Annotated in this window: 25 protein-coding genes; 4 read left to right on the forward strand and 21 right to left on the reverse strand. The window is 61.6% G+C overall.

Going from position 1 to position 26,173, the window contains the following annotated elements; all coding sequences use genetic code 11:
- Nucleotides 1-55 precede the first annotated feature (55 nt).
- The 14 genes from HMPREF2785_RS06765 to HMPREF2785_RS06830 all read right to left on the reverse strand — a co-directional run bounded on the left by HMPREF2785_RS06765 (nt 56) and on the right by HMPREF2785_RS06830 (nt 16,059).
- Entirely contained in the window at nt 56-733 is a 678-nt protein-coding gene (locus HMPREF2785_RS06765; protein ID WP_070422196.1) for a cell division protein FtsQ/DivIB, read from the reverse strand.
- Nucleotides 734-750: 17 nt separating this feature from the next.
- Nucleotides 751-2,172, reverse strand: coding sequence for a UDP-N-acetylmuramate--L-alanine ligase (gene murC, locus HMPREF2785_RS06770; protein ID WP_070614586.1), 1,422 nt, complete (start codon nt 2,170-2,172; stop codon nt 751-753).
- Entirely contained in the window at nt 2,172-3,248 is a 1,077-nt protein-coding gene (locus tag HMPREF2785_RS06775) for a UDP-N-acetylglucosamine--N-acetylmuramyl-(pentapeptide) pyrophosphoryl-undecaprenol N-acetylglucosamine transferase (RefSeq protein WP_070570093.1), read from the reverse strand. Before HMPREF2785_RS06775 ends, murC begins: the two co-directional genes overlap by 1 nt.
- A 12-nt stretch (nt 3,249-3,260) precedes the next feature.
- Complete coding sequence (locus HMPREF2785_RS06780) at nt 3,261-4,655, reverse strand: FtsW/RodA/SpoVE family cell cycle protein (RefSeq protein ID WP_070422193.1); 1,395 nt, start codon at nt 4,653-4,655, stop codon at nt 3,261-3,263.
- 43 nt (nt 4,656-4,698) lie between these two features.
- Nucleotides 4,699-6,093 carry a UDP-N-acetylmuramoyl-L-alanine--D-glutamate ligase gene (gene murD / locus HMPREF2785_RS06785; RefSeq protein ID WP_246821179.1) on the reverse strand — a complete coding sequence of 465 codons (1,395 nt, stop codon included), beginning with the start codon at nt 6,091-6,093 and terminating at the stop codon, nt 4,699-4,701.
- On the reverse strand, nt 6,090-7,196 hold the full coding sequence (gene mraY, locus HMPREF2785_RS06790; RefSeq protein WP_070450875.1) for a phospho-N-acetylmuramoyl-pentapeptide-transferase: 1,107 nt from the start codon (nt 7,194-7,196) through the stop codon (nt 6,090-6,092). The genes murD and mraY overlap by 4 nt, the downstream gene beginning before the upstream one ends.
- A gap of 39 nt (nt 7,197-7,235) precedes the next feature.
- Nucleotides 7,236-8,756 (reverse strand): UDP-N-acetylmuramoyl-tripeptide--D-alanyl-D-alanine ligase, encoded by a 1,521-nt coding sequence (murF, locus tag HMPREF2785_RS06795; RefSeq protein WP_070450873.1) that lies wholly within the window; start codon nt 8,754-8,756, stop codon nt 7,236-7,238.
- Nucleotides 8,753-10,258 carry a UDP-N-acetylmuramoyl-L-alanyl-D-glutamate--2,6-diaminopimelate ligase gene (locus HMPREF2785_RS06800; RefSeq protein WP_070614588.1) on the reverse strand — a complete coding sequence of 502 codons (1,506 nt, stop codon included), beginning with the start codon at nt 10,256-10,258 and terminating at the stop codon, nt 8,753-8,755. The genes murF and HMPREF2785_RS06800 overlap by 4 nt, the downstream gene beginning before the upstream one ends.
- A 24-nt stretch (nt 10,259-10,282) precedes the next feature.
- A complete protein-coding gene (locus tag HMPREF2785_RS06805) occupies nt 10,283-12,235 on the reverse strand; it encodes a peptidoglycan D,D-transpeptidase FtsI family protein (protein WP_083308907.1) in 1,953 nt (650 codons plus the stop codon).
- A gap of 109 nt (nt 12,236-12,344) precedes the next feature.
- On the reverse strand, nt 12,345-13,052 hold the full coding sequence (locus HMPREF2785_RS06810; protein ID WP_141750654.1) for a cell division protein FtsL: 708 nt from the start codon (nt 13,050-13,052) through the stop codon (nt 12,345-12,347).
- 47 nt (nt 13,053-13,099) lie between these two features.
- Entirely contained in the window at nt 13,100-14,113 is a 1,014-nt protein-coding gene (rsmH, locus tag HMPREF2785_RS06815; RefSeq protein ID WP_070483991.1) for a 16S rRNA (cytosine(1402)-N(4))-methyltransferase RsmH, read from the reverse strand.
- A 175-nt stretch (nt 14,114-14,288) separates the two neighbouring features.
- Nucleotides 14,289-14,723, reverse strand: a complete 435-nt coding sequence (gene mraZ, locus HMPREF2785_RS06820) for a division/cell wall cluster transcriptional repressor MraZ (RefSeq protein ID WP_070422186.1) — start codon at nt 14,721-14,723, stop codon at nt 14,289-14,291.
- Between the two features lie 427 nt (nt 14,724-15,150).
- Complete coding sequence (locus tag HMPREF2785_RS06825; protein ID WP_070450870.1) at nt 15,151-15,543, reverse strand: DUF3040 domain-containing protein; 393 nt, start codon at nt 15,541-15,543, stop codon at nt 15,151-15,153.
- A gap of 81 nt (nt 15,544-15,624) precedes the next feature.
- Nucleotides 15,625-16,059: an SAV_6107 family HEPN domain-containing protein gene (locus HMPREF2785_RS06830; protein ID WP_070422184.1), complete on the reverse strand. Its 435-nt coding sequence runs from the start codon at nt 16,057-16,059 to the stop codon at nt 15,625-15,627.
- Nucleotides 16,060-16,226: 167 nt separating this feature from the next.
- Between HMPREF2785_RS06830 and HMPREF2785_RS06835 the strand changes: the two genes are divergently transcribed.
- From HMPREF2785_RS06835 to HMPREF2785_RS06845, 3 genes are read left to right on the forward strand one after another with little or no spacing between them, the layout of a single operon-like run.
- Nucleotides 16,227-16,814 (forward strand): GNAT family N-acetyltransferase, encoded by a 588-nt coding sequence (locus HMPREF2785_RS06835; protein ID WP_070614689.1) that lies wholly within the window; start codon nt 16,227-16,229, stop codon nt 16,812-16,814.
- 44 nt (nt 16,815-16,858) lie between these two features.
- Nucleotides 16,859-17,950 (forward strand): polyprenyl synthetase family protein, encoded by a 1,092-nt coding sequence (locus HMPREF2785_RS06840; protein WP_070614589.1) that lies wholly within the window; start codon nt 16,859-16,861, stop codon nt 17,948-17,950.
- Nucleotides 17,950-19,395: an alpha-(1->6)-mannopyranosyltransferase A gene (locus tag HMPREF2785_RS06845; RefSeq protein ID WP_070614590.1), complete on the forward strand. Its 1,446-nt coding sequence runs from the start codon at nt 17,950-17,952 to the stop codon at nt 19,393-19,395. Before HMPREF2785_RS06840 ends, HMPREF2785_RS06845 begins: the two co-directional genes overlap by 1 nt.
- On the opposite strand, the gene HMPREF2785_RS06850 is transcribed toward HMPREF2785_RS06845, so the two are convergent.
- Nucleotides 19,364-19,753 carry an Rv2175c family DNA-binding protein gene (locus tag HMPREF2785_RS06850; protein WP_070422181.1) on the reverse strand — a complete coding sequence of 130 codons (390 nt, stop codon included), beginning with the start codon at nt 19,751-19,753 and terminating at the stop codon, nt 19,364-19,366. The genes HMPREF2785_RS06845 and HMPREF2785_RS06850 overlap by 32 nt on opposite strands.
- On the opposite strand from HMPREF2785_RS06850, the gene HMPREF2785_RS06855 reads away from it, so the two are divergent.
- The gene (locus tag HMPREF2785_RS06855) at nt 19,752-21,053 is read left to right on the forward strand and encodes a protein kinase domain-containing protein (RefSeq protein ID WP_070614591.1); all 1,302 of its coding nucleotides are present in this window, start codon (nt 19,752-19,754) and stop codon (nt 21,051-21,053) included. The genes HMPREF2785_RS06850 and HMPREF2785_RS06855 overlap by 2 nt on opposite strands.
- A gap of 21 nt (nt 21,054-21,074) precedes the next feature.
- On the opposite strand, the gene HMPREF2785_RS06860 is transcribed toward HMPREF2785_RS06855, so the two are convergent.
- From HMPREF2785_RS06860 to HMPREF2785_RS06885, 6 genes are all read right to left on the reverse strand, one after another.
- Nucleotides 21,075-22,463: a class II 3-deoxy-7-phosphoheptulonate synthase gene (locus HMPREF2785_RS06860; protein ID WP_070422179.1), complete on the reverse strand. Its 1,389-nt coding sequence runs from the start codon at nt 22,461-22,463 to the stop codon at nt 21,075-21,077.
- A 78-nt stretch (nt 22,464-22,541) separates the two neighbouring features.
- The gene (locus HMPREF2785_RS06865; protein WP_070484004.1) at nt 22,542-23,054 is read right to left on the reverse strand and encodes a polyadenylate-specific 3'-exoribonuclease AS; all 513 of its coding nucleotides are present in this window, start codon (nt 23,052-23,054) and stop codon (nt 22,542-22,544) included.
- 9 nt (nt 23,055-23,063) lie between these two features.
- Nucleotides 23,064-23,279 (reverse strand): hypothetical protein, encoded by a 216-nt coding sequence (locus HMPREF2785_RS06870; RefSeq protein WP_070422177.1) that lies wholly within the window; start codon nt 23,277-23,279, stop codon nt 23,064-23,066.
- Nucleotides 23,279-24,031, reverse strand: a complete 753-nt coding sequence (locus HMPREF2785_RS06875; RefSeq protein WP_070422176.1) for a lysophospholipid acyltransferase family protein — start codon at nt 24,029-24,031, stop codon at nt 23,279-23,281. The genes HMPREF2785_RS06870 and HMPREF2785_RS06875 overlap by 1 nt, the downstream gene beginning before the upstream one ends.
- A gap of 14 nt (nt 24,032-24,045) precedes the next feature.
- A complete protein-coding gene (locus tag HMPREF2785_RS06880) occupies nt 24,046-25,008 on the reverse strand; it encodes an ROK family protein (protein WP_070422175.1) in 963 nt (320 codons plus the stop codon).
- A 35-nt stretch (nt 25,009-25,043) separates the two neighbouring features.
- Nucleotides 25,044-26,171: a glycosyltransferase family 4 protein gene (locus HMPREF2785_RS06885; RefSeq protein WP_070614592.1), complete on the reverse strand. Its 1,128-nt coding sequence runs from the start codon at nt 26,169-26,171 to the stop codon at nt 25,044-25,046.
- Between the last annotated feature and the right edge of the window lie 2 nt (nt 26,172-26,173).

Here is a 26,173-nt window from a genome sequence, read left to right on the forward strand (position 1 = left end):
CTCCCCCGGCGTGTCACAACCCTAAACCTGTACTTTAGGGTTGTGACCTGGGGTTTTAGCGCGAGGTCACCAACTCGGGGTTAGAAATATTGAACTCGTGGCCTTCCAACTGGAGCACGGTTTCGAGCGCCAGCGCCTTATTCGCATTGTCGGTTGCAGCTCCCCACTGGACTACGCGGTCGTCGTCAAGCACGAGCGTGTAGGTGTAGTCACCGTTGGCTTTGAGCGCGCGGACGCGAGGCCGGGCAACATCACTAATCGACGACGCCACCTCCACCGCCTGCGCAAACCGCTCCTGGGCCACCCCCTGGATCTCCACAGCGCCTGCGGGCGGCGCCGCAACGATGAAATCGCGGCCCTCCCGGTCGATCAGGTGCGGCTGGCCATCAATGTCCACCCACGCCACCGGATCATGCTCTGTGATCTCCACACTGACGCCGTTCGGCCACGCGCGCGACACTGTTGCGGAATCCACCCAGGGGTTTGCGGCAACATTCTCGGCGGCTCGGCGCGGCTTCACCTTGCCTATCGGCGTGCCGTAATCAATCCCGGTGAGGTTGCGTACTTCCTCCTCGGGCAGGTTCACGGACCCCTCGACGGCAATATCGTTCACGCTCATCAGCGGCGTGAACGGCACGGCCGCGCACACAGCCACAACAATGGCCACCGTTGCTGCGATCGCACCGTACGGGATCTTCCGGTGCTTCGGCTGCTCCTCGGTTGAGTCAGGCATGGGAACTTTTGTGGACATTACTTGCCCGCCAACGCATCCAGGATCTCGTCTGCCAGCATGGTCACACTGCCCGCCCCCATCGTGAGCACCAAGTCACCCGGCTCGGTCACGGACGCAACGGTTGCAGGAGCAGCAGAGAAGTCCGGTTCAAGGTGCACCGGGATGGTCATTTCGTCGCTAATAATGCGCGAGGTCACACCCTCAACCGGGGTTTCACGGGCACCGTAGATATCTAACAGCACGCACTCGTCTGCCAGCGACAATGCCTTAGCAAACTCGCTGGAGAACTCCTGGGTGCGCGAGTACAGGTGTGGCTGGAAGCACACGACCACACGCGCACCGTTGCCTTCTGCTTCCACCTTGTCGCGGGCCGCGGTAAGCACCGCCTCCACCTCGGTCGGGTGGTGGGCGTAGTCGTCGTACACGCGAGTCTCGCCGACGCTGCCTTTGTACTCGAAACGACGGCGCACGCCCGTGAACTCGCTGAGCCCCTGGGCGAGCTTCTCCGGATTCGCGCCGACGAGTACCCCACCGAGCAGCGCTGCTGCCGAGTTGAGCACCATGTGGCGGCCCGGGATAGCCATGCTGTAGGTGACCTCGCCGGAGACATCAGGCGTGCGCAAACGCACACCGACTGCGGTGTGCTCGCCTTCCTGGCGCTCTTCGGTAATCACCGCCGCTGCCGGCACGCTCGGGTGGCGCTTTGCGGCTTCTTCAGTGCCGTATCCGTAAACCGTCAGACCACGCTCGATTGCGCGTTCACCGCAAGCTGCGGCGTGTTCGTCATCAAGGCACACCACGATGTTCTTCGCAATGTCCGCAAAATCATCGAACACCTTAAAATACGCCTCACGCGTGCCGTAGAAGTCCAGGTGATCCGGCTCAATGTTCGTAATCACGGCGACATCTGGGGAGTAACGCAACAGCGACGCGTCCGACTCGTCGGCCTCCGCGACAAAAACCTCGCCCTGGCCGTGATGAGCGTTCGTGCCAGCACGGTTGAGTTGCCCGCCGATCGCGAACGACGGGTCTTTCCCTGCTGCTTGCAACGCCACGACCGCCATCGACGTCGTCGAAGTCTTGCCGTGCGTGCCAGCGAGCAACAGCTGAGTACGGCCCTCCATCAACTCGGCCAGCAGGTCCGAGCGGCGCAGCAGCGGAACACCCTCCCGCTTGGCGCGGACGAGTTCGGGGTTGTCCTGCGGGATAGCAGCAAAGCTCGTCACCACCGCGGTGGGCAGCTCGCCTGAGAGCTGCAGGTTGGCCTCGTCGTGGCCAAGCGCCACCTTCGCGCCCTTGGCCTTCAGCGCCCGAACCGGACGGGAGTCCTTCGCGTCAGAGCCAGTCACGGTTGCGCCTCGGTCCAACAAGATATGCGCCACGCCCGACATGCCGGCACCGCCGATGCCAATGAGGTGCACGCGTGAGAGATCCGTCATCAGTTTTCCTTTCCAGCCGCATCAGCAATGCGGCGCGCGAGGTCCTCGGCAACATTGCCGGCACCGGATTGAGCAATTGCGCGACGCATCTCGGCACGCGCATCGTCGTTATTGAGCAAAGGCAGCAGCTTCTCGACGAGTACGTCGCCGTTGAGCTCGGCGTCGTCGATACGCAATGCCGCCCCTGTGGCAACCAAATGTGCCGAGTTCAACCCCTGCTCGCCATTGCCATGCGGCAACGGGATGTAGATCGCCGGCACACCAGCCGCAGAGTTCTCCGCAACCGTCATCGCACCGGAGCGACACACAACAACATCTGCGACCGCGTACGCCGCCTCCATGTCGTCGATGTACGGCACTGCCGTATAACCCTCGTGGGGTGCAGGGGCATCATTTTTGCGCCCATAGGCGTGCAACACCTGGTGACCCGCAGCGGTAATACGCTCAACCGCGCCAGCGAGTGCCGTATTGATACTCACCGCACCCTGAGAACCACCCGTAACCAACACCGTGGTCTTCTCCGGATCCAGCCCCCACGTGCGCAAGCCACGCTCGCGCTTCGCCCCGTCCGGATCCACTCCGACACCAGGGCGCACCGGAATACCGACGACATCGCCAGCCATGCCCGAATTCGCCACCGCATTCAAGCCCACGCCGCCGAGCTTGACCCCAAGCTTGTTCGCCATGCCCGCAAGCGCGTTGGTTTCCAGCACGAAAAACGGCAGCCGCAGCGACTTCGCCGCCAAGTACGCCGGCGCGGACACATACCCGCCGGTACCGAGCACCACCTGAGCACCCGAAGACTTCATCGCCTCCTTGGCCTGATTGACCGAACGCAGCAGCTTCGCCGGCACCGCAGCCAACTTCCACGGCTTCTTGCGCGGAATGGGCACCGGATCAATCAACGCCAACTGAAAACCGCGGGCGGGAACAATCGTGGTTTCCAAACCACGCTCCGTGCCCAACGCGACAACATTGGCACCGAACTGATCACGCAACACCTCCCCCACGGCGAGCGCCGGCTCAATATGGCCTGCGGTGCCGCCGCCTGCCAAGACGACGTTGAGTTCACTCATGTAATCCTCCTGCTATCTACGCACGCGGCGCGGCCCACCAGTGGCTTGACGCACCGGCGCCGTCGGGCGGTGATTGCGCTGTACCTGCTCACGTGGGTGCTCGCGAGGCTGGCGTTGCTGTGTGATCGGACGGGGCTCCTGGACGCCAAGCATGCGGTCGAACACTGGGCGGCCGTAGTTCTGCATCGCGGAAATCGCATCCGGCTCGTGGCGAGCCACGTTTGCCAACACACCCATCGCCCCCAGGGTGATCACAGCCGAGGTACCGCCAGCAGAGAGCATCGGCAGCTGAATGCCGGTCACCGGCAGCAGACCGATGACGTAGCCGATGTTGACAAATGCCTGCGAAACAACAGCTGCCGTCAGCGCCGCCGCCATCAGCGTCTGGTACTGCGACTGCGCACGCCGAGCGGTACGGAAACCGAAAAAGCCGAGCAAGGCGAACAGGGAAATAACCAAGGTGCCGCCCCACAAGCCGAGCTCTTCGCCGATGATCGCGAAAATAAAGTCGTTGCGTGCCTCAGGCAGGTAGAACCACTTCGCGCGGGACTGGCCAAGACCGACACCGAAAATGTGACCGTCTGCGAGCGACAAAAAGCCTTGGTGGGACTGGAACGCAATACCTTGCGTGTCATCGAAGTGGCCGCGCAGTGCGTCGAAGTACACGTGGAAACGCGCAGAGCGGAAACCTCCGGACAAAAACGCCACAATCAGTGAGAACGCGCCACCAATTCCCAGGTAAACGATTGCCTTCTTTGGCACACCCGCGAAGATCAGGATGAAGGCGACCACAACCGCGAACGACAAAGCCATACCCATGTCGCCCTGTGCGGCAATCAGCGCGACACAGATTGCAGCCACGATAAAGAACGCGAGGAAACCATTGTTGGCCTGGAACAAGCGTTGCGGATTTCTGTGTTCGAGCACCTTCGCGCCCCACATCGCGATAGCCACACGGGCCACCTCCGATGGCTGCAGGCGCAGCGGGCCCAGCACAATCCACGACTGGGAACCTACCTCTTCGCGGCCGGTGCCCAAGGGCGTGAGCACTAAGATCAGCAAAATAACGGAAGCGGCCATCAGGACAGCGGAGAAGCTGCGCAGCCGCTCAGGCGGCGTTTTCAGCGCCACCCAAAACGCGATCAGGCCACCGATGACCATGACGGTTTGACGGATGGCCACGCCCCAGACGCTCTCGGAATCTGCGAACGACGTCGCCATTGACGACGACATCACCATGACCACACCAAGACCTGCAAGCACCAGGACAATGCTGCGGATCATGGTGTAGTCGATGAGCGGCCGGGAATCCAGAAACTCCTCGAATTTGCGCACCTTAAGCGCCAATTTTGAGGTTGGCTCGGTCGATCGCGGGGCACGCCGCGTTGTCCCCTGTTGCACCGCCATGCAGCTGCCCTTTCATTCGAGAAGTCTCAACGTGAAGTTGAGCTTACTTGTTATCCGGGCTCCAGTGTCGCATCGCTGCCGCTGCGAAGGCGTCGCCACGCGCTGACATGCCCGAAAACATATCCAAGCTCGCAGCAGCCGGCGCCAACAGCACCGTATCGCCCGGCTGCGCCTGGGTCGCCGCCCACGCAACAACCTCATCCATGGCTTGTTCCGGATCCGTGGAGTCAGAGACAAACACCGGAACGTCCGGGGCGGCCGCGTTGACAGACGCGCGGATGAGCTCACGATCCACACCGAGCAAAGCAACGGCGCGGAACTGATCAGCGTGTGCTTTGACGACACCGTCGACGGCAGCGCCTTTGAGCTGTCCTCCCGCGACCCACACCACCGTGCCCGCACCGGTGAGCGCAGAATCCGCCGCGTGCGGGTTCGTGGCCTTGGAGTTATCCACCCAATCCACACCGCCGCCGGAGTGCACCACCGCCCCACGGTGACCGGCCACGCGGTACTTCTCCAGTGCCCGCTGGATGTGATGCGGCTTGGCCCCCTGGGTCAACGCCACCGCAGCGGCCGCGAGTGCGTCAAGCAGACCGGCGGCTCCGGCGGGCTCGATGCCGTCGGCACTTGCAACGTCGATAGTTTCGCCGCCGAGTTTGGCCACGATCCTGCCGCCCGAAACACCGACCTGGTTGTCGCCAGGCTCTTGAAGTGTGAACCCGATGATGTCGTCGCGACCAGTCTGCTCAGCTAAACGCTGCACCTCCGTATCGTCGATACCTGCAACCGCATGCGTTGCTTGCAATACCTTCGCCTTCGACGCGGCGTATTCCGCAAACGAGCCGTGCCAGTCAATGTGGTCTTCAGCCAGGTTCAGCAGCACGCCAGCATCCGGCACGAGCTCGGAGGACCAGTGCAGCTGGAAGCTGGACAGTTCGGCAACGAGGACATCGACGTGTTCGTCGAGAAGCAGTACCTCTCCGACCGCGGTGCCGATGTTGCCGCAGGCACGTGCGATACGGCCGGTGTCGGCGCCGACTTCGGTCATCATCGCCGCCAGCATGCCCGTGGTCGTGGTTTTGCCGTTGGTGCCCGTGACGACGAGCCACGTCCTCGGTGCGCCAAACACGCCGGCGCGGTCAAGGCGGAAGCACAGTTCAACATCGCCGATGACGTCGATGCCGGCGGCGGTGGCGTCGACAAGCAATGGCGTATCAGGTCGCCACCCGGGCGAGGTGACCACAAGGCCAGTGTCGGCGAAGCGCTCGCGCGCTTCAGCGCTGGAACACACCGCGAAGCCTTTTGCGGTAGCGGCTGCGCGCCCATCCGGGTTGTCGTCGACAACCGTGCAATTCGCACCCGCCTTCGTCAGCAAGTGTGCTGCGCCGAGACCAGAAACACCAGCACCGGCGACTAAAACATGATCTGGCAGCGTCACAGGCCCGCTCCGTTCAACGAGAGCCACTCACCATAAAACGCCGCGAGGCCAAGCATGACCGACATCCCGGAAATGATCCAGAAACGTACCACCACGGCAGTCTCTGGCCAGCCGCCGTTTTCAAAGTGGTGGTGGAACGGCGCCATACGGAACACTCGCTTGCCGGTGGTCTTGAAGGACGCAACCTGAATCACCACGGAGGCGGCCTCCAGGACGAACAACGCGCCGATGACAACCATCAGCAACTCGGTGCGCGAAGCAACCGACAGGCCCGCAACAAGGCCACCGAGTGCCAGCGAGCCAGTATCCCCCATAAAGATCTTCGCGGGTGCGGCATTCCACCACAGGAAACCCACGCAGGCACCAAAACCGGCCGCCGCGAGGATAGCCAGGTCCAACGGGTCGCGCACCGAGTAACAGCCAGCGGTCGCGACAGCATCACAAGAGTTACGGAACTGCCAGAACGTAATGCCCGAGTAGGCAGCCATCACAAGTGCCGTCGTACCAGCGGCCAACCCGTCGAGACCGTCAGTCAGGTTCACTGCATTCGACCACGCGGCCAGCAAAATGTAGATGAACACCAGGAAGATGATGGTGCCCACTACACCCCCGCCGATGGCGAGGTTGATCGTGTCGATGTCGCGCACGAACGACAAGAACGTCGAGCCAGGTGTCAGACCGTTCTCGTCCGGGAACTGCAAGATAAGCAGCCCGAAGGCGATCGAAATGACAAACTGCGCCACAAGCTTCGCTGTCTTATTGAGGCCAAGGTTGCGGTGCATGAACAACTTAATGCCATCATCGGCAAAACCTACGAGGCCGAGCGACAGCGTAAGCCCCAGCACGATCAGGCCCGAGGCAGTAAACGCCGTGTGGCCCGTAGCCAAGGCTGAGAGACTGCCGCCGACGTAGCCAAGCGCGATTGCTAACAAAATAGCGATGCCGCCCATTGTTGGCGTGCCACGCTTGCGGGCGTGCGACTTCGGGCCGTCCTCGCGGATCTCCTGCCCCATCTCGCGGCGATGGAAATATCTAATGAGCAGCGGGGTCACAAAAATCGAGACCAGGAAACTAAGAATCCCGGCGCAAATGACTTGAACCATGAAGTGTTACCTCGCTGCTGTTTCGTTATTCATGTTGAACTATCTAAGCGTATGCCCTTGCAGTAGCGCCTCGGCCACTGCCCACAGTCGCGCAACGTTTGATGCTTTTACCAGCACGACATCGCGGTCGGTGCGCGACTGCCAGTCGTCGATACCCGCTGGCGGCATGGCCAACAGTTCGCGCACTACCTCGCTGGCTTCGGCAGCATCGGCGACGCTGCTGGTGCGGATGCCGAATTGCTCAGCACGCTCGGCCAGCGCTTCCATCGACGCATTATTCCCGACAGTGATGAGGTCGGTGACGCTGTAGCGCGCCAACTCATCGGCAAGCGCCGCGTGCTCGTGTTCCGCACCGGCGCCAAGTTCGCCCATCTCCCCCAGCACCGCAAGAGAGCGCACACCTGGGCGCGCCGCGGCGGTGTAACCCAACGCGGCAATGGCAGCCCGCATCGATTCAGGGTTGGCGTTGTAGGCATCGTTGATCACGGTCACGCCATCGGCGCGGGTGTTGACGTCCATGCGGTTGACCGACACGGAGTGCGCATCAGACAACGCCTGCGCGACAGTTGCGGCATCCATGCCCGATTCAATGCCGACTGCAGCTGCAGCCAGCGCATTGCCCACCTGGTGGGCACCGAACACGTTGAGGGTTACGCGCTGCGGATCACCCTTCGGGGTGTGCATGATAAACGACGCACGCGCCACCGCATCCAGTTCCACATCGGTGGCGTAGTAATCCGCTGCCGTATTGCCGTTGGCGGAAAAGCGCACCACGCGTGCCTTCGTCCGCGGAGCCATCGCGTTGACCAGGTCGTCGTCGGCGTTGAGCACCGCGATGCCATCGGCAGGCAGCGCCTCAACGAGTTCGCCCTTGGCCTGCGCGATGTTCTCGCGGGAGCCGAACTCCCCCAGGTGCGCCGAGCCCACGTTAAGCACCACACCGATCTGCGGTGGTGCAATCGTGGCCAAGTGCGCAATGTGGCCGATACCGCGCGCCGACATCTCCGCGACGAGGAACTTCGTCTCCTCCGTGCAGCGCAGCACCGTGTATGGGTGGCCGATCTCGTTATTAAACGACCCCGGAGGAGCCACCGTCTCGCCCGCGCGCTGCAGCACCGCCGCGATCAGGTCCTTCGTCGAGGTCTTGCCGGCAGAACCAGTCACGCCGATGATCCGCAACCCGTGGTTCTCCGTCAGTTCGCGGGCCACATAGGTGGCCAACTTTGACATCCCATCCACAACGCCTGCTGCGGAGCCAGTTGGATCGTTGACCGCCAGGTCCGAGTTGTCGTCGGCACTGGGCGGTCGCTTCTCGACGACCACAGCCGGCCGACCGACCTCCCTCGTGGTCAACGACGCCGTGGCACCCGCCGCAGCCGCCTTACCCACAAAATCGTGGCCATCCACGTTCGCACCCGGGAACGCAACGAATAGCCCGCCGGGGCCAATCTTGCGGGAATCAAACTCCACAAACCCGGTCACCGAGTTGTCCGGATCAGCCTCCGGGCTCAAGTGTCCTCCGGTGATCTCCGCGATCTGGCGAAGCGTCAGTGCAATCATGCGTTCCTCTTCTCTCGGCGGGCGCGAAGTGCGCGCCGCATCTCTTCGCGGTCATCAAAATGGTGCTTGGTGTCGCCGATGATCTGTCCAACCTCGTGGCCTTTACCCACGACAATGATGGCATCGCCGGGCTTTGCCCACTCGACGAGCGCGTCGATCGCCCTCGCGCGGGAGCCTGCCTCGATGATCTCGGCTGCCGTTTCTGCGTCGCGTGCGCCTTGCAGCACCGCTGCGCGGATCGCTGCCGGGTCTTCGGTGCGCGGGTTGTCATCAGTCACCACAACAAAGTCTGCGCCCTTCGCTGCTTCCGCTCCCATGAGCGGGCGTTTCGAGGAATCTCTGTCACCACCAGCGCCGATCGCCACACCAATCCGGCCATCGACCTGTCCACGCAGCGTCTGAAGCACTGCTGCGACAGCGGCCGGCTTGTGGGCGTAATCCACAACAGCTACAAAATCCTGGCCTTCATCAATTCGCTCCATGCGCCCCGGCACCGCCGCCTGCTCTAGGCCTGCGACAAACGCTGCTACATCGACACCAACCTGCGCCGCAAGCGTGGTAGCAAGGGCGGCATTGGCGACGTTAAACGCACCCGGCATCGGCAGAGCAAACTCCACCTGACGCTCTGGAGTGTGAAGTCGAATGTGCTGGGTTCCGGTGTCGTCGATACGCAATAGCTCCGCAGTGACATCTGCATGCTCACCGCGGGTTGCCACCGTCACCGGGTGCTCCGCGCGCGCGGCCATCTTCTGACCCCAAGAATCGTCGACACAGATCACGCTGCGCTTCGCGTGGAGGTCGCTCGACGGGTCAAAGAACAAGGCTTTCGCCTCGAAGTAGTCCTCCATCGTCGGGTGGAAATCAAGGTGATCCTGCGACAGATTGGTAAAACCAGCGACGTCGAACTGGGCACCCGTGACGCGCCCAAGCATGAGCGCGTGGGAGGAAACCTCCATCACCACATGCGTAACGCCCTCGTCGCGCATACGGGCAAACAGTGCCTGCAACGTCGGCGCCTCAGGCGTAGTCAACTCGGTGGCCACATCGCGGCCCATGATCTTCGTGCCCGTCGTACCAATCAGGCCGACCTTGCAACCAGCCTGTGTCAGTCCACGCTCCAGCATGTACGTCGTGGTGGTCTTGCCCGACGTCCCAGTCACGCCCAGCAGCGTGAAGTCCTTCGACGGATGCCCGTACACCTCCGCGGCAACATGGCCAAGAATCGCGCGCACATTATCGACGACCAACACCGGCCGGCGATCCGACGTCTGCTGGATGATCGCAAGACCTTCCTCGTCAGTCAGAACCGCACCTGCGGCCGAGTCAAACGCGTACGACGCGCCATGCACCCGCGTGCCAGGCAGCGCAGCAAACAAGCCACCGGGCTCCACGTTTTGGGAATCAAGACCAATAAACGACACCTCAAACGGTGCCTGCGGCGCATTGACGATGCGTGCCCCCGCAATCTCAGCGAGGGATGTCAGCGTGGGCGCTGAGGACATGATAATTCCTTCCTTTCAGGGCCGTTACTGGGCTTTCAGAACAAACGGTTCCGCGGGCGGGCTCGGCGGGATATTTTCCTTATCCAACATCCAGCTCGCAATCTGACGGAACACCGGCGCCGCAGACTGGCCACCGGCACCGCCGTCGAGTACACCGCGCTGCGGCTCGTCCAGCATGACCGCCACAACAAATCTCGGATCGTTCGCCGGGGCAATACCCGCAAACGTAATCCAATACTGGCTCTGTGAGTATGCGCCCGTTTCCGGGTTCACCTTCTGTGCAGTACCTGTCTTGCCAGAGAACTGGTAGCCCTCTAGCGCATTTCCTTGTGCAGTACCCGACTGGTTGCCGGTCGGGTCTTCTTGGAATGCGGCACGGAACATATCCACCGTTGTACGCGCCGCCTCCTTGCTCACCACTTGGTTGCGCTGCGGCTCATCCTGCGGGATATCTTGCCCGTCCGGTCCGACGATGCGCTCGATGATGCGTGGCTGGATGCGCTCGCCGTCGTTGGCCAACGCCTGGTACACACTCGCCATCTGCAGCGCAGTCCAGCTCATGCCCTGACCGATTGGCAGGTTGGCAAAGGTACCGCCCGACCACTGTTCAAGCACCGGCAGCAGACCCGGCGACTCATTGGGCAATTCAATGCCGGTCGGAGCACCGATACCGAAACGGTTGAGGTAATCCCAGTAGCGCTCCTCGCCGAGGCGCTGCGCCAACTGCAATGTGCCCACGTTGGAGGACTTACCGAAGATGCCTGCGGTAGTGTACGGCAGAACATCGTGCTGCCAGGCGTCGCTCACTGTCACACCGGCCATGTCGATCGAGCCCGGCACCTGGTGCACCTCGAACGGGTCAGTCAACCCCTGATCGATTGAAGCCGCTGCAGCGATGACCTTTGCCACCGAGCCTGGCTCGAACGGGTGCGAGATCGCTGGGTTTTCAAAATCCTTACCCTGCTTGATCTGCTTTTCAATATCCCCGTTCGGGTTGATGGTGTCTGTATTGGCCATCGCCAACACCTCACCCGTGTGAGCGTCAAGGACGACAGCCTCAGCCGACTTTGCCAAAGAGTTTGCCTTTGCCTGCTCAAGCACTTGCTGCACATACGTCTGCAGGTCGAGGTCTACCGTGAGCTCAATGCGCGCACCAGGTACCGCTGGCACCACATCGCGCAGGGAGCCCGGAATGGACTGCCCACCTCCCGAGACGTCCTCGGTCGAGCGGCCGTCGATACCGGTAAGCACCGCATCGCTAGAGGCCTCAAGGCCGAACTGACCGTGCCCGTCCATGGAAACCTTGCCAATGATGTTCTCCCCCACAGCACCGTTCGGGTACTGGCGGATGTCCTGCTGGTCAGCAGCCACACCGTGGAACTTCGCCGCCACCTTCGCAGCGACATCGGGGTCAACGTTGCGCACTAAGACTTCGTACGACGTGTCGGCGTGGAGCTTGTCCAAAATCTCCTTGGCACTGACACTGCCCACAGTGCGCAACTGCTCTGTGTCTGTACCCGTAGGCTGTGGATCAGTTTCGCCACCGATCATGCCGGGGATCTCATTCGCCATTGTGCGCAGCACGTCTTCAACGCGGGCGTCGAGCTGCGCGTCGATATCTGCCTTGGGGACGCCGTCGATACGCATCTGCAGCTCTTGCTGCTGTCGCAGTTCCTCACGCAACTGCTTCGGCGAGACCGTCAACGACCTTGCCTGCATCGTGTACGCCAACTGCTTGCCGTCACGGTCCACGATCTCACCGCGACGCGCTGGCTCAACATACTCGCGCTGGCGTTGCACCTTGGCAACTTCACGCAACTCGCCGCCGATGATCACTTGGACCCAAAACAGGCGTGCGATCAGCAAGGCTGCAACGCTGAGGAACACAAGCGTCAAAAGGAATACACGGTGGTTGGTGATGTGACGCTGACTCTTCCGTGGCGCCGGACGCTTCCGGGGTGTGCCCGTGGATGTCACGTGCCCTCCTCACCTACCAAATCTGCTCATTGACTCGTTTATCATGCCCCGCACAAATGCGAAACGAGGTTGCGCCACACGCCTGCGGCACAACCCCCACCGTTAACGTCTATTCGCCGGCGGGCACATTTGCCTGATACGGCGCCACGTTGGCAACCTGCGGTGCTTGCTGCGGACGAGGCGGAGCTTGATTGCCACCTGGAACCTGAGTCAGCGCATCCGCCAGCTCGCGGGTTGCACGGTCATCACTGCTTGCACGGCCCTGCCGCAACGCTTCGCCGTTAACGTCGACAATCTTGGCAACCTTTTCTGGGTTGAAAGGCCGGCGCTCTTCAGCACGACCATCTTCCATGACCTCCACTAGGCCAGGTTCTCCAGCGACCACCATGCCTGCGACTGCAGCGCGCTGTGCGATCTCCGCAGCAGAACGACGATCCTCTAAGTCACGGTTGAGCGACTCGACCTCGTTGGCAAGTTCACGCTCCTTCGACTGCAGCTGCTGGATGGTGAAGGTTTGTGTCGTGGCCACGCCGGACAGCAGCATCGCTATAGCAATACCGATCACCAGCAGAGGCACCGCAAGTGCGGACACTGCGGAAAAACGCGACGGCGCCGCGACCGTGCCAACCCGACGCCCACGCACAGACACAACCTGCTGCGAGCCGAGGCGCCCCCGCCCTCGGGAGTGCGGCACATGCGGCTTCACACCCGGCATCGTGCGACGACGTGCCGGAGCGCTTGTACGGCTGGTGCGGGCACTGCCATCGCGCGTCAGCGTCATCGCGCGGGAGCCACCTCGTGTGTCTCGTGCTGCCATGGTGTCCGTCCTCAGATGGTTGTGTGTTGTACGTGGTTTGTTGTGGGTTATGTGGTTGTCGTTGAGTGCTTAAGCTTCTCGACGCCGCGCACCCTCACCGGTGCTGCACGCGAGTTGCGCTCAATCTCTTCCTGCGGAGCCTTTTCCGCCCCGCGGGTGATGAGTTTGAACGTTGGCTCGGTGCCCGGCAGATCCATCGGAAGTCCCGCCGGCGTCTTTGAAGCTGTCAGTTCAGCGAAGGCAGATTTGACGATCTTGTCCTCGAGCGACTGGTAACTCATGAACACTGCTCGCCCGCCGACGCCGAGCAAATCCGTAATCACCGGAACCACTCGCTCGACAGCCTCAAGCTCGCGGTTGACCTCAATCCGCAGCGCCTGGAAGGTGCGCTTCGCCGGGTGACCGCCAGTACGTCGCGTGGCGGCCGGGATGGTGCTGTACAGCAGTTCCACGAGCCGGTCCGCACGGTCGAACGGCGCACGCTCGCGCTCCTTCAGCACAGCCGACGCAATCTTGCCTGCGAAACGTTCATCGCCGTAGGACTTCAGAATCCTCGCCAGGTCTCCATGCGAGTACGTGTTAAGTACCTCGGCCGCAGTGATGCCGGTGGTCGGATCCATGCGCATATCCAGCGGTGCGTCACCGCGGTAGGAAAAGCCACGCTCCTCCTGGTCCAACTGCATCGATGAAACACCGAGGTCGAACAGCGCACCAGCCACACCGTGCTGCCTCACAAGGTCGAAGGTCTCGCCCTCCCCCGATGCGATCTCGTCGCCGATGTAGTCGAACCGGCATTGCACCGGAGTGAAACGCTCACCGAACTGAGCCAGGCGCTCAGTCGCCTGCTGCAGCGCATTCGGGTCGCGATCCACACCGATCACGCGCGCTTGCGGGAATACGTTGAGAAAGTGTTCGGTGTGGCCACCGGCACCAAGGGTTCCATCGACAATGACGGCGTTGGCGCCGAACGCCTCTACAGCTGGGGCCAGGAGTTCGGCCATGCGGTCGCGCATGACCGGCACATGCCCATGAGGGTCTGCAGCGTGTGTGCGGTACACCATCCGGGCTCACCCCTCGCGGTCAGTTAGTCGTCGGCTCTTTCTAAGCCGGGGAGTATGTAGAGCCCTGTCCGGGGCGGCTGTTCTGATGTCGGGGAAGTACACCAGAATGCTTCACGCCCCGGACAGAGTCCGTACACACTCTCCGAATTGGTTGCCCGCTGTTGGGTAGTCAGTCCTACAGCAGACCGGAGAGAATGTCGTCGTCATCCGCCGCGGAGAACGCGGCTTCAGTCTCTTCTTGATACTTATTCCAGGATTCAAGATCCCAGATCTCGAGAAAATCCACAGAACCGATAACTACGCATTCCTTGGAAAGGCCTGCGTACTCACGGTGTGCCGGCGACAGGGTGATACGTCCGGACCCATCGAGCGTTTGCTCATCCGCACTGGCAGCCAGATTGCGGATAAACGCGCGCGCCTTCGGGTTCGTCCTTGATGCTGCAGCGGCCTTGCGGGCGCGTGCAGCAAACTCGTCCCGCGGGTACACCGCGAGGGAGTGGTCCTGCCCTTTGGTCACCATCAGGCCGTCTGCCAAGTCCTCACGGAACTTCGCAGGCAGCGTCAGGCGCCCTTTGTCGTCGAGCTTGGGAGTGTAGGTTCCCAGAAACATTCGGCGACCTACCTTCCTTCACCTTCAGAGATTGGCATTTGCAGTTTTCTCGGCTTCGCTCCGCATTACGCACGTAGTCAAGATGCGCACCACGGTGCTCCGCTGTGCCCCACTTTAACCCACTTCCCCCCACAAACGCCACACTCTGAGCAACTTAGTTCCCACAACAAGAAGAACACGCAGGTCAACGGCCACAATCCCCGTGGGGCAATTACCCGCCAATGTCCCCCACTTACCGCCACATCCCCCACTACAACCCCATCAATCACCTACAGGCACACGAGACGCAACCCGCTCCGAACGTCCTTTAACAGGCAAAATGGCCGGATCAAACCAACGGGTGGGGCAAAGTGGGGAATGTGGGGCGAAGTGGGGATAAAAAATCGCCCTCCCGAAGAGACCGGGAGGGCGAAGGGAAAGCTAAAAGCTACTGACGATCCTCAAACCGTCGACGGAAGCTCTCCTCCAGGCTAACACTGCGCGGCGAGCGCGACTTGGACTGAGCCTGCGCTCGCTGCAGCGAAACACCAGCGGCAGCCGGGGTACGGAGCGCCATGATCCCCCCATAGAACATCACACCGAAGCCGACGATGCTCAACACCACAGTCCACAGACTCCACGACGCCAGCGCCACTCCCCCAAGAAGAAGGACAAGGCCCAGCACAATGAGGGCGAGGCTACGCATAGTCAGCCGGCCCGACGGGCGCGAAGCACCATACTCAGAGGACGGAGCGACCGAGGAACCGAACTTCGGGTCGTCCGCAAGGAGCGACTGCTCGATCTCGCGCAGTGCGCGCATTTCCTGCTCAGAAAGAGACACTACTTTCTCTCCAGATCCCAGCTATGAATGAACAATGTATGGATACAACGAACATCGTACCCACATTGTTCCCGAGCCTTATTACGCCGCCATCGGCGCATCACCCCCAGTGGTGTCCAGGAGAAAGTCCTCAGCCGAACCGATAAGGCTTGAGACCACGACCGGCGACGGGTTGTCGTCGATCCCAGACGCCACCCTCGCCCGGCGCGCCGAGTATGCAGAAAATACCGTCGCCCAGTGCTGGCCACTTTCCCCGGTGAGCGCGAGCTTGTCCCACGCATTAGTTGGCAGCCGCTTCCGCTTCCGGAGCACAATGCTGCGAGCGTTGCATGCGCCAGCGATGCGCAGTGCAGCCCGGTATGCGTTTTCCATCGCAAGGTCGTAGCGCCTTGCCGCAAAGTCAGCATGCGCCTGTGCAAGCAGTGCCTCCGCAGAGAAGATGAACGAGTCAAACTTTCGCGGCGCCCCCATATCCCCGTACGCCCTGCCCGTTGTGGCTGAAACTACGCTTCCCATGACACTTTCCCCTTTCGCTGTTACCAGTGCATGTCGCCTCTTGATTGCCCATGACCTTAGAAGTCACCCACGACACCACAACCAAAAATTAGCACGTTTGTTCGACTGTTCGAAGGAGGATGTGTGGTCAAGCCCCGCAACAGGCACATAAGTGGTTCGATAGTGGGGTGCACATTGAGATCCAAAGGCTGACCAAGGCGGAGTTTTCTTTCCTCGTGCCACGGTTGGTGGACATCTACATGGAAGCTATGGGGTACCCCCAAACCATGCGCGCGCAGCGTTTACGTGTGTGGCGTGGAGAGGTCACCTGGCCAGGCTTTTGCGCCGTGGCCGCAATCTCGGACAACAGCGTCATCGGAGTGGCCTACGGTTTTCTCGGCGCGCGGGAGCGCTGGTGGGACCAACAACTCGTCAAAGCACTCACTCAGCAACGTTCAGACGGCATGCTTTCTGACGACGACCGTGCGCTACTGGCCAATTACTTCGAAATCGCCGAAGTGCATGTGGATCCGAGGCACCAGGGCCGCGGCATTGGTGCGGCGATGCTCAGGGAACTGCTCGCATCGACATCAGCTCGTTGGGCTGTCCTATCTACTCCCGAGGTAGACGGCGAAGCTAATAACGCATTTGGGCTTTACCGCAAGTTTGGGTTCCAGGACGTTGCTCGCAATTTTTATTACGGAAGCGACCCTCGCCCGTTTGCGATTCTCGCACTCGACATGGCGGGCACACCCCGTGTCGGCGAGGCTGACTAGGGTACGTTCCAGAGAGATTTTCGTAGACGACGGTGAGGAGCAGCGTGGCTACACACGAATTGGGGATTGGGAACTTAAGTGCGGTGCCTGGTGTCGTCGAAAAGCATTTGGAGCAGTTTTTCGACGAACACGGGCCGGCGATTTCCGCGATCGGTGAGCCTGTCTCGGAAGCAGTCGCGCACTTGCGCGCGTTCACACTGGGTGGTGGCAAGCGAGTGCGTCCGCTGTACGGCTGGGCAGGTTTTGTCGGCGCCGGTGGTTTGGAAACCAGCGGCGAGGACCCAAACGCGGTCTTGCGCGCGATGAGTGCGCTTGAGTTCATCCAGGCGTGTGCACTGGTCCACGATGACATCGTGGACGCCTCCGATACCCGTCGCGGAAACCCCACGGTGCACCGCAGTGTGGAGGCCCAGCACCTCGAAAACCGTTGTCTGGGCGACGCTGCGACGTTTGGCGTGAACACCGCGATTTTGCTTGGCGATCTCGCCTTAGTCTGGGCGGAAGATATGTGGCGCTACTCCGGTGTTTCGTTGGAGGCGCTGCAACGCGCCGCGGAACCGTGGGTGGGCATGCGCACGGAAGTCATCGGTGGGCAGATCCTTGATATTTCGTTGGAAAGCCGTGGCAGCGAGTCTGCGGACATGGCGGATCGGGTGAACCGGTTTAAGACCGCCGCGTACACGATCGAGCGTCCGCTTCATCTTGGTGCGACTATTGCTGGTGCCGACGATGAGACCATTGCGGCATTCCGTGGTTACGGACGCGATATCGGCATCGCATTCCAGCTTCGCGACGACCTCCTCGGTGTCTTCGGCGACCCAGCAATCACCGGAAAACCTGCGGGCGATGACCTGCGCGAAGGAAAGCGCACTGTCCTTTACGCGACGGCGCTTGAGCTTCTCGATGCCAACGATGCCGACGAGCTCCGCACCGGTGTAGGTACCGCCACCGACCCAAAGGTGCTTCAGCGCCTCGCCGATCTCATCCGCCAAAGTGGTGCGGAGGATGCGGTCGAAGAGCGCATTAACCGTCTCACCGCGTCCGGCATTGCTCACCTGGATACCGCCGGTATTACTGCTGAAGCTCGCCAGGCACTGTCCGAGTTGGCCCACAAGGCCACAGACCGGCGTATGTGATGGCCGGTAAAATCCGGCCGATCCCCCTCGGCGTTGTCGCAGCCGTTCTCATCGCGATCGGTTCCTTTGGTGCCGGAGCGACGCGTTACCGTGACGGCCTCATGCGCTCGATAGGCCTTGAGTTCCTCACTTACGGCCACGGCCGCGGCATGATGGACGGCCTCCTGATGGCGGGCACTGGTCTTCTCGTGTTTGCCTGGCTGTGGCTGTGGCGCACCCGCCCAGGCGAGCAGACCGTGCTCCGTGCGGTGTGGTCGTGGGCCGCTCCACTCGCCTTGAGCGCACCAATCATGTCGCGCGACGTGTACTCCTACCTCATGCAGGGGGCAATGCTTCGCGACGGCTTCGACCCCTACTCCGAAGGCGCCGCTATCAACCCCGGCCCGTATTTGTGGGAGGTCTCCCACGACTGGCGCAACACCACAACGCCGTACGGGCCACTGCACTTGGGCATTGGCAAAGCGGTGACCACGATTGTCGGCGACCACGTCGCGTTTGGCGTCGTTGCCTACCGGCTTATCGCGCTGGCAGGTTTCGCGCTCATTGTCTGGTCGGTACCGCGCATCGCGCGCCTCGCAGGTGCTAGCCCCGGGTTTGCACTGTGGGTAGGTGTAGCCAACCCTGTCATGCTGTTGCACCTGATTGGCGGCATGCACAACGAGGCGGTCATGGTCGGCCTGGTGTGCGCGGGCCTGTACCTGTGCATGCGACACACGTGGTGCACCCCCGGAATCGTGCTCATCGCATGCGCGGTATCGCTCAAGGCCACGGCTGCGTTCGCGTTGCCGTTTGTGGTGTGGCTGATGGTCACGCGTCGCGCCCGCGTCCACGATGTGCCCCACCACCTCGCCGCGCTTGCCGTCTCTGGAGCCTGGGCGCTGGCGGTCTCGGTCGCCGTCATCCAGGTGGTGACGTGGGTCTGCGGCTCAACGTGGGGTTGGCTCGAGGAAATCACCGGTAACTCGAAGGTGATCAATCCGCTGGCTGGTCCGACGTTCGCCGCAGAACTGATTACCCCGCTCGTGCAGTTGGTCAACGACGACTTCAGCTACAACACAACGCTTGCAGCCACCCGCACGGTGTTCAGCTTCGCGATGCTCCTCGCGCTCGTGATCACGTGGTGGTGGTTCCGCCCGGCGCGCGGCAAGGCCTACGCGCCGCGGATGCTGGCGGGCACCACCGTGGCGTATACGGCAGCGTTTGTCACCAACGCGGTAACGCTGCCGTGGTACTACGCCTCCATCTTGGCGCTCGTGGGCACGTTCCGGGCACCGGCCTGGGTAGCTAGAATTACTACCGGCGCATCCGTCGTCGTGGCACTCGCGTTTACAGGCAGCGGCAACCACAGGCTCTACGACGTGTGGTTCCTCGCCGCAGCCTTCATCGTCGCCGTGGTAGCGACTCGCTGGGTGTTTAAAACGCCATCGCTTGCGCACGACGAATAACTTCGCGCGCTTTCTGACCATGCAAGGCGTCAATCGGGCGCCCCGGCAGCGAATCCTCTTCGGTGTAGAGGAATGTGAGGATCTCCTCGTCGTTGTAGCCGCCATCGGCAAGCACGGTGATCGCGCCTGAGACGAACTTCGACAGCCCATCCTCACCGATCAGCCCAGCCGGGATGAATTTTTTACCATCCCGGATGTACATGACAAGTTTGCGGGCACCGACATAGTCGTGCACACGAGTGACCGGAACGCCCAACGCTTCGGCGGCGTCGGGAAAGGCCAGCAAGGTTTCGTCGCTAAGCAATTGCTCGAGATTCGTTTGTGTGCTCACGGCGCCCGATTCTACCCTGGGGTACATGGCAATACTCGCTCCAGGCACAACTCTCGACGAACGCTACGTCGTGGACCGCGCCATCGCCCGTGGTGGCATGGCCACGGTGTATCGCTGCATCGATTCCCGCCTGGGCCGGGAAGTCGCTGCGAAAGTCATGCACGAGCAATACGTCCACGACGCTGTGTTTCGCGACCGCTTCCGGCGCGAAGCCCGCGCGATGGCGCAGCTCAGCCACCCTAACTTGGTCAACGTGTACGACTTCTCCGCGTCCGGCAACAACGTGTTTCTCATCATGGAACTCATCACCGGCGGCACGCTGCGCGAATTGCTCGCCGAGCGTGGTCCGATGCCTCCCCACGCAGCCGCGGAGGTGATGCGCGGCATGCTCACGGGACTTTCTGTCGCGCATGAGAAAGGCATGGTGCACCGCGATATTAAGCCGGACAACGTGCTTATCGACGCCTCCAGCCGCGTCAAACTCTCCGACTTCGGCCTCGTGCGCGCAGCCGCCGAAAACACACATTCGACCGACCAAATCGTGGGCACCGTCGCCTACCTCTCCCCCGAACAAGTCGACGGCAGCCCCATCACAGCCGCATCGGATGTGTACTCCGCCGGCATCGTGTTGTTCGAACTCCTCACCGGCCGCACGCCATTTCACGGCGACACCCCCATCGCGCACGCGTACGCACGCCTCCATGGAGATGTGCCCGCGCCGTCCTCACTCATTGCCGGGGTGCCAATGCTTTTCGACGAGCTCGTCGCCACCGCAACCGCCCGCACCCCCGAAGCGCGCTTCCGCGATGCGGGAGAATTCCTCGCCGCACTCGACGACGTAGCAGCCGAACTTGCACTGCCGGATTACACCGTGCCTGCCCCGCGCAACGCCGCAGCCACGCGAGCCGCAGCACACCCGACTAACTTCGGACTAGTCAACAACGCCACACAGCGACGCCTCTTCCCCGATGACGAGGCGCCAACGCGAGTCGCCCCCGCAGTTGAGAGGCCAACTAAGCAGGCGTCCCCAGAACTGCCGTCACGCAGCCAATGGCCCGCTGCACAGGCGTCTCCGGCTCCGGTTCCGGCCCCCGTTCCGCCTGCAGCCGCCCCCGTGCCCGCACCCGTGCCACCACGTGCACCCCGGCCTGCCGCTCCCAATCCGGCAAAGCGCCCCGCTGTCAAGCCGGTAACTAACCGCTCTCTGATCGGTGTTGTGCTCTACACCGCTGTTGCAATCGCCGTGGTAGCTGCGGTTGGTCTGGGCGCGTGGTGGTTCGGCTCCGGGATGTATGGCGACATCCCGGAGATCGTCATCCCGCGGTAGCGCTGGCCGAGTAGCGCTGTCTTAGTAGCGCAGCATCTCTGCAACGAGGAACGACAGCTCGAGTGCCTGCTCGGTGTTCAGACGCGGGTCGCAAGCGGACTCGTAACGGCCCGGCAGATCCACATCAGTGATGTCCTGCGCACCGCCGAGGCACTCAGTGACGTCTTCACCCGTGAGCTCGATGTGAATACCACCCGGGTGGCTGCCGAGTTCGCGGTGGACCTCGAAGAAGCCCTGAACTTCGTCGATGATCTTGTCAAAGTGACGCGTCTTGTAGCCATTGCTCGACGTGAACGTATTGCCGTGCATCGGGTCCGACTGCCAAATGACCTTGTGGCCGGAGGCCTCAACCGCCTTGACAATGCCAGGCAGTACTTCGCGGATCCGGTCCTGCCCCATGCGGATCACCATGGTCAAACGACCCGGCTCGCGGTTCGGATCAAGCTTATCTGCGTAAGCGACAGCCTCTTCTGGAGTGGTGGTCGGGCCCAACTTGATACCGATCGGGTTGCTGATCATCGCGGCGAAGTTGACGTGGAAATCGTCGATACCGCGGGTGCGCTCACCGATCCAGAGCTGGTGGGCGGACAGATCGTAAAGCTTCGTCTCACCCTTCGAATCCGTGGCCAAACGCAGCATCGCACGTTCGTAATCCACCAACAGCGCCTCGTGGGATGCGTACACGCTGGACGTGCGCAAGTTCGTGTCACTGACGCCACAAGCATCCATGAACGCAAGCGAACGCGAAATCTCGCGAGCAAGTGCTTCGTAACGCGCACCCGCAGGCGAGTTAGTCACGAACTCTCGGTTCCAGTTATTGATGTTGTGCAGGTCCGCAGTACCGGACGCCGTCAGGGCACGCACCAAGTTCATCGCCGCCGACGAGTTCGCGTACGCACGCACCATGCGGGCCGGATCGTGGCGACGAGACTCCTCGGTCGGATCCACACCATTGACGATGTCACCGCGGTAATTCGGCAAACCGTTCTCATCAAGATCAGACGAGCGCGGCTTCGCGTACTGGCCAGCAATACGAGCAAGTTTGACCACCGGCATCGACGCACCGTAGGTCAACACCGCAGCCATCTGCAGCAGGGTCTGCACGTTGGCACGGATGTGTGGCTCGGTGTTGGACTCGAACGTCTCAGCACAATCGCCACCCTGCAGCATGAACGCCTTGCCGTTGGCGACGTCCGCTAGATGCGACTTGAGCCCCTCAACCTCGGGCGCGAGCACGACCGGCGGGACGGACTCCAAAATCTTGCGAACATACTCAGCCTGGGCAGGGTCCCACGACGGCTGCTGCTTCGCATCGCGGGAAATAACATCTTCAAACTGCGCGTTTAAATCTCCCGGCAGCGGCGGCAGATCGGGCAGTACCTCTTTGGGGATATCAATAGTCCAGCTCACCGTTCTATATTTAGCACGGATTACTGCCCCAGTACAGGCGGTACAGCCTGCAACTTCTCACAAGGCGGTTTTATCGTCTCACATTTTGGATACGGCGCCGTCGCGGTTCAACGGCAAATGCTCCGCACACACACGAAACTTCCGCAGATTATGGCGCGCATCAACGAGAGCATCGTGGTTGCCCTCCGGCACCCGTGGCAGACGCGGCTTGCCTGCCATCTGCCAATACTGCTTCAGCTCGCAGGTGTAGCGCGGCAGCGAACGCGGCAGACCGGACATGTCACCCCATAGTTGCGCGAGCACCACGTGGTCATAGGCGCCAACCCAAGCCCACAGTTCTGGCCTGGTGTCACCCGAGGTGAGAAACTCATAGACCTCGTTACGGATGCGCTCCAGCGACTTCCACACTGGTTGGTTCTTCGGAGGGAGCTTCGACAACACGTGCGCTTTGACCCAAGCGTTGGCGCGTGCTGGGTCGAACTCATCGGACACCGCATAGTATTCGCGGCCATCCTCAGCAACAATGCCGATGGACACCAGCTCGATCGTCTCGCCGTCCTCAATGAATTCGGTGTCGTAGAAGAATCTCACTGCGTCGAACTACTTCCGTTGCTCCGATCGAATATCCCCCAACACCTCGCGCCGCGAAGGGCCCTTCTCACCCTCAACACGCCTCGGCCAAAACATCACTGCAGCCACCGCAACGACAGCAAGCGGGCCCGACAGTTTCGGGTACCAGCCCTGCTCAGACGCAATCAGGAACATCACAACAACGACGCATACCAACGCGATTCGGGTAACAAGTGGTTTATTCATTACTGCACACCTTTCGGCCCAGTTTTCGGTTCAGCACCTTCGGGGTACTTCCCCGTCTGCTCGAGGGACTTCTTCACATCGGTCGCGTAGACATCCACGTATTCCTCACCGATCATCTCTGCAATGCGATGCATGCAGTAGTCCGTAAAGGGACGCACGGCCTCGCGCGAGTCAGGGTCGTAGCCATTTTCAACCGCCCAAGCTCGCGGATCAATCGGCTCCGAAATCTTGATCTGCACCTTGACCGGCCGGATGAGCTTGGTGCCGATCGGGTTCGCGCGACCAGATCCAATCATGCCGACCAAAATCACAGGCACGCCGGTTGGCATAGCAATGCGCGCCATGCCAGTGCGCCCCTTGTACACACGCCCATCCGGCGAACGGGTTCCCTCGGCATAAATGCCGAAGAGCTCGCCGTCGTCGAAAATCTTCTTCACCGTTTCCAGCAAGACGTCCCCGGCGGTGTCGGAGCTTCGGTCAATGGGAACTTGGCCTACGGCGGTGAAGAAAAACCGCTGCAAACGTCCACTGAGCCCCGTGCCAGTGAAGTACTCCATTTTGGCCGGGAACTTCAGCTGTCGGCGAACCATCAACGGCAAGTAAAAGGAATCCAGCACAGCCTGATGGTTAGAAACCAACAGGGCCGGACCTTCGTCCGGGATGTTCTCCACACCGTAAATGCGCGGGCGGTTCCACACCAACAGCGGCGGCCCGAAAATAGCCTTGAACAGGGAATACCACTTGTTTGCCATTGTTTCTCCCCTTTTTATCGCAGCTGGCGGGCCAAATCAGCAACGCCAATCATACCCGCCTTCGCTCCGAGCTCAGCACAGAGGATCTCCGGCAGCGGACGGTATCCAGCGCCGACGATGTTCGACGCCATGGACGCTTTGGCAGCGTCAAGGAAAAGATCAGCGTCTTCGCTCACACCACCGCCGAGGACGATCAGCGATGGATCCAAAATGTCGGACACCATTGCCAGGCCTCGTCCCAGCCAGATGGAGAAACTCTCCAGAGCCGCCACACCCAGCCCATCGCCTGCGCGTGCTGCGGCCATAATGTCGTGCCCGCTTGCTCGCTTTTCGACGACCTCCCGGTACAAATCGGAACCTCGATACCCTCCCCTGCTGGCAATCTCGATCGCACAATCGACCAGCGAGGTGCCAGAAGCGTATCGCTCAAGACAGCCCTGCTTGCCACACGAGCACACCCGACCTCCCGGCACCACCGTGATGTGGCCAAACTCAGGCGCGGTGCCGAACGCACCACGGTAGATCTCGCCACGGTGCATCAGCGTTGCGCCGATCCCTGTGCCGACGGCGAAAAACACCCACGTCTCTGTGTCACGAGCGGCACCGAACCGATACTCACCCCAAGCTGCCGCATTCGCATCGTGCTCGAGCCGGACCGGCAGCCCCAGCGCATTCTCCAAATCTTTGCGCACCGGCTGATCATCACGCCACGGCAAATGCGGGGCAAAACGCACGATTTCACACTCCGGGTCAAGGAAGCCCGCAACGGCAGCGCCAACTGCCCCGATCTCGTGTTTGTCCTGGAGCTGCTCGACCATCTGCACGATCGTGCGGGTCAGCCCGTCAGCGTCCTGCGGGGTCCGCGTACTCACCGTGTCGAGGATCGACCCATCCGGCGCGACCACAGATGCACGAGCGTTCGTCCCGCCAATGTCAAAGCCGACTGTCAGCGCCTGGTCTCCTCGTTGTGAAGTCATAGCCGGACAGTTTATGCCCCTGACAGCGGTCAGCCCTAACCCGCCAACACGTCGCGCAGGCGCTCCCCCAGAGTGCCCCACGAAAACTCCCGTTGCACATGCTTGCGCCCGGCGGTGCCCATGGCGGTGCGGTGGTCGTCGCAAAGCAATTGCCCAATGGATCGCGCGACCTCATTCACATCGCGACCACTGACGACGACACCACTTTCCGGCACCACCGTCTCCGGCGCACCACCGGAATCGCCAGCGACCACCGCAACCCCACACGCCTGCGCCTCGAGATACACGATCCCCAGACCTTCCACATCAAGACCACCCCACCGCGTCCGCGCGGGCATCGCAAACACATCGGCGGCAGCCACAATGTCGCGCAACCGCTCGCGCGACACCCGGCCCGTGAATTCCACGCCCGGCGAAGACGCGGCGAGCTTGCGCAGCCGCTGCTCGTACGGCCCCTCCCCCACAATCACCAATCTCGCATTCGGCGCGTATCGACGAATCTCCGGCAACGCACGGATCAACACATCCTGTCCCTTGCGCGGGACCAACCGCGACGAACACACCACAAGTGGTGCATCGCCCACGCCGAGCCAGCGCCGCGTTTCATCCCGCTTGTGCGCGCTCGCTGGCGCGAAGAAATCCGTGTCCACCCCCGACGGCAGTGCAACATAGTCGACGTCATCGCCGAACACCGCCTGCAAGCGCTCTATCGTGAACCGCGAAATGTACGTCACCACATCCGCGCTACGACCAATCCGGCGCAACACCTGACGGGCCCCGGGAATCATCGCCCAGCCAACCTCGTGGCCGTGGGTAGTAGCCACCACACGTTTTGCTCCAGCGCGTTTCGCCTGGGCTCCGAGAATTGCCAACGGTGCAGCCGCACCGAACCACACAGTGTCGATGCTGTGTGTTCTGATAATTCGAGCCATCTCCCGAGCAAGCCCCGGGGTAGGCAACATGATGTTGCGCGGCCAACGAATCACCGTAAAACTTTGTTCGGCATCCCACTCGCGCGCAGCATCTGCTTCCTGGACGGAGGCGAGCACGATGATTGATTCCGGGCCTTCGCGCTTGACGAGCTCGTCGACGTAATCCCGTAAGTACGACTGAATCCCGCCGACAGTGGGCGGGAAATCATTCGTTACCAACAACGTGGTCATAA

Origin of the sequence: Corynebacterium sp. HMSC067D03 (assembly GCF_001811185.1) — a bacterium.
Lineage (GTDB): Bacteria > Actinomycetota > Actinomycetes > Mycobacteriales > Mycobacteriaceae > Corynebacterium > Corynebacterium coyleae.

Bases quoted from the DNA above. Each gene is read 5' to 3' on its own strand.
- mraY (WP_070450875.1), bottom strand. From the start codon at position 7,196: ATGGTTCAAGTCATTTGCGCCGGGATTCTTAGTTTCCTGGTCTCGATT.
- HMPREF2785_RS06855 (WP_070614591.1), top strand. From the start codon at position 19,752: ATGGCAATACTCGCTCCAGGCACAACTCTCGACGAACGCTACGTCGTG.
- HMPREF2785_RS06775 (WP_070570093.1), bottom strand. From the start codon at position 3,248: ATGAGTGAACTCAACGTCGTCTTGGCAGGCGGCGGCACCGCAGGCCAT.
- murC (WP_070614586.1), bottom strand. From the start codon at position 2,172: ATGACGGATCTCTCACGCGTGCACCTCATTGGCATCGGCGGTGCCGGC.
- HMPREF2785_RS06880 (WP_070422175.1), bottom strand. From the start codon at position 25,008: ATGACTTCACAACGAGGAGACCAGGCGCTGACAGTCGGCTTTGACATT.
- HMPREF2785_RS06845 (WP_070614590.1), top strand. From the start codon at position 17,950: ATGGCCGGTAAAATCCGGCCGATCCCCCTCGGCGTTGTCGCAGCCGTT.
- mraZ (WP_070422186.1), bottom strand. From the start codon at position 14,723: ATGTTTCTGGGAACCTACACTCCCAAGCTCGACGACAAAGGGCGCCTG.
- HMPREF2785_RS06830 (WP_070422184.1), bottom strand. From the start codon at position 16,059: ATGGGAAGCGTAGTTTCAGCCACAACGGGCAGGGCGTACGGGGATATG.
- HMPREF2785_RS06885 (WP_070614592.1), bottom strand. From the start codon at position 26,171: ATGACCACGTTGTTGGTAACGAATGATTTCCCGCCCACTGTCGGCGGG.
- HMPREF2785_RS06810 (WP_141750654.1), bottom strand. From the start codon at position 13,052: ATGGCAGCACGAGACACACGAGGTGGCTCCCGCGCGATGACGCTGACG.
- rsmH (WP_070483991.1), bottom strand. From the start codon at position 14,113: ATGGTGTACCGCACACACGCTGCAGACCCTCATGGGCATGTGCCGGTC.
- murF (WP_070450873.1), bottom strand. From the start codon at position 8,756: ATGATTGCACTGACGCTTCGCCAGATCGCGGAGATCACCGGAGGACAC.
- HMPREF2785_RS06765 (WP_070422196.1), bottom strand. From the start codon at position 733: ATGCCTGACTCAACCGAGGAGCAGCCGAAGCACCGGAAGATCCCGTAC.
- HMPREF2785_RS06875 (WP_070422176.1), bottom strand. From the start codon at position 24,031: ATGGCAAACAAGTGGTATTCCCTGTTCAAGGCTATTTTCGGGCCGCCG.
- HMPREF2785_RS06780 (WP_070422193.1), bottom strand. From the start codon at position 4,655: ATGGCGGTGCAACAGGGGACAACGCGGCGTGCCCCGCGATCGACCGAG.
- HMPREF2785_RS06850 (WP_070422181.1), bottom strand. From the start codon at position 19,753: ATGTACCCCAGGGTAGAATCGGGCGCCGTGAGCACACAAACGAATCTC.
- HMPREF2785_RS06870 (WP_070422177.1), bottom strand. From the start codon at position 23,279: ATGAATAAACCACTTGTTACCCGAATCGCGTTGGTATGCGTCGTTGTT.
- HMPREF2785_RS06800 (WP_070614588.1), bottom strand. From the start codon at position 10,258: ATGTCCTCAGCGCCCACGCTGACATCCCTCGCTGAGATTGCGGGGGCA.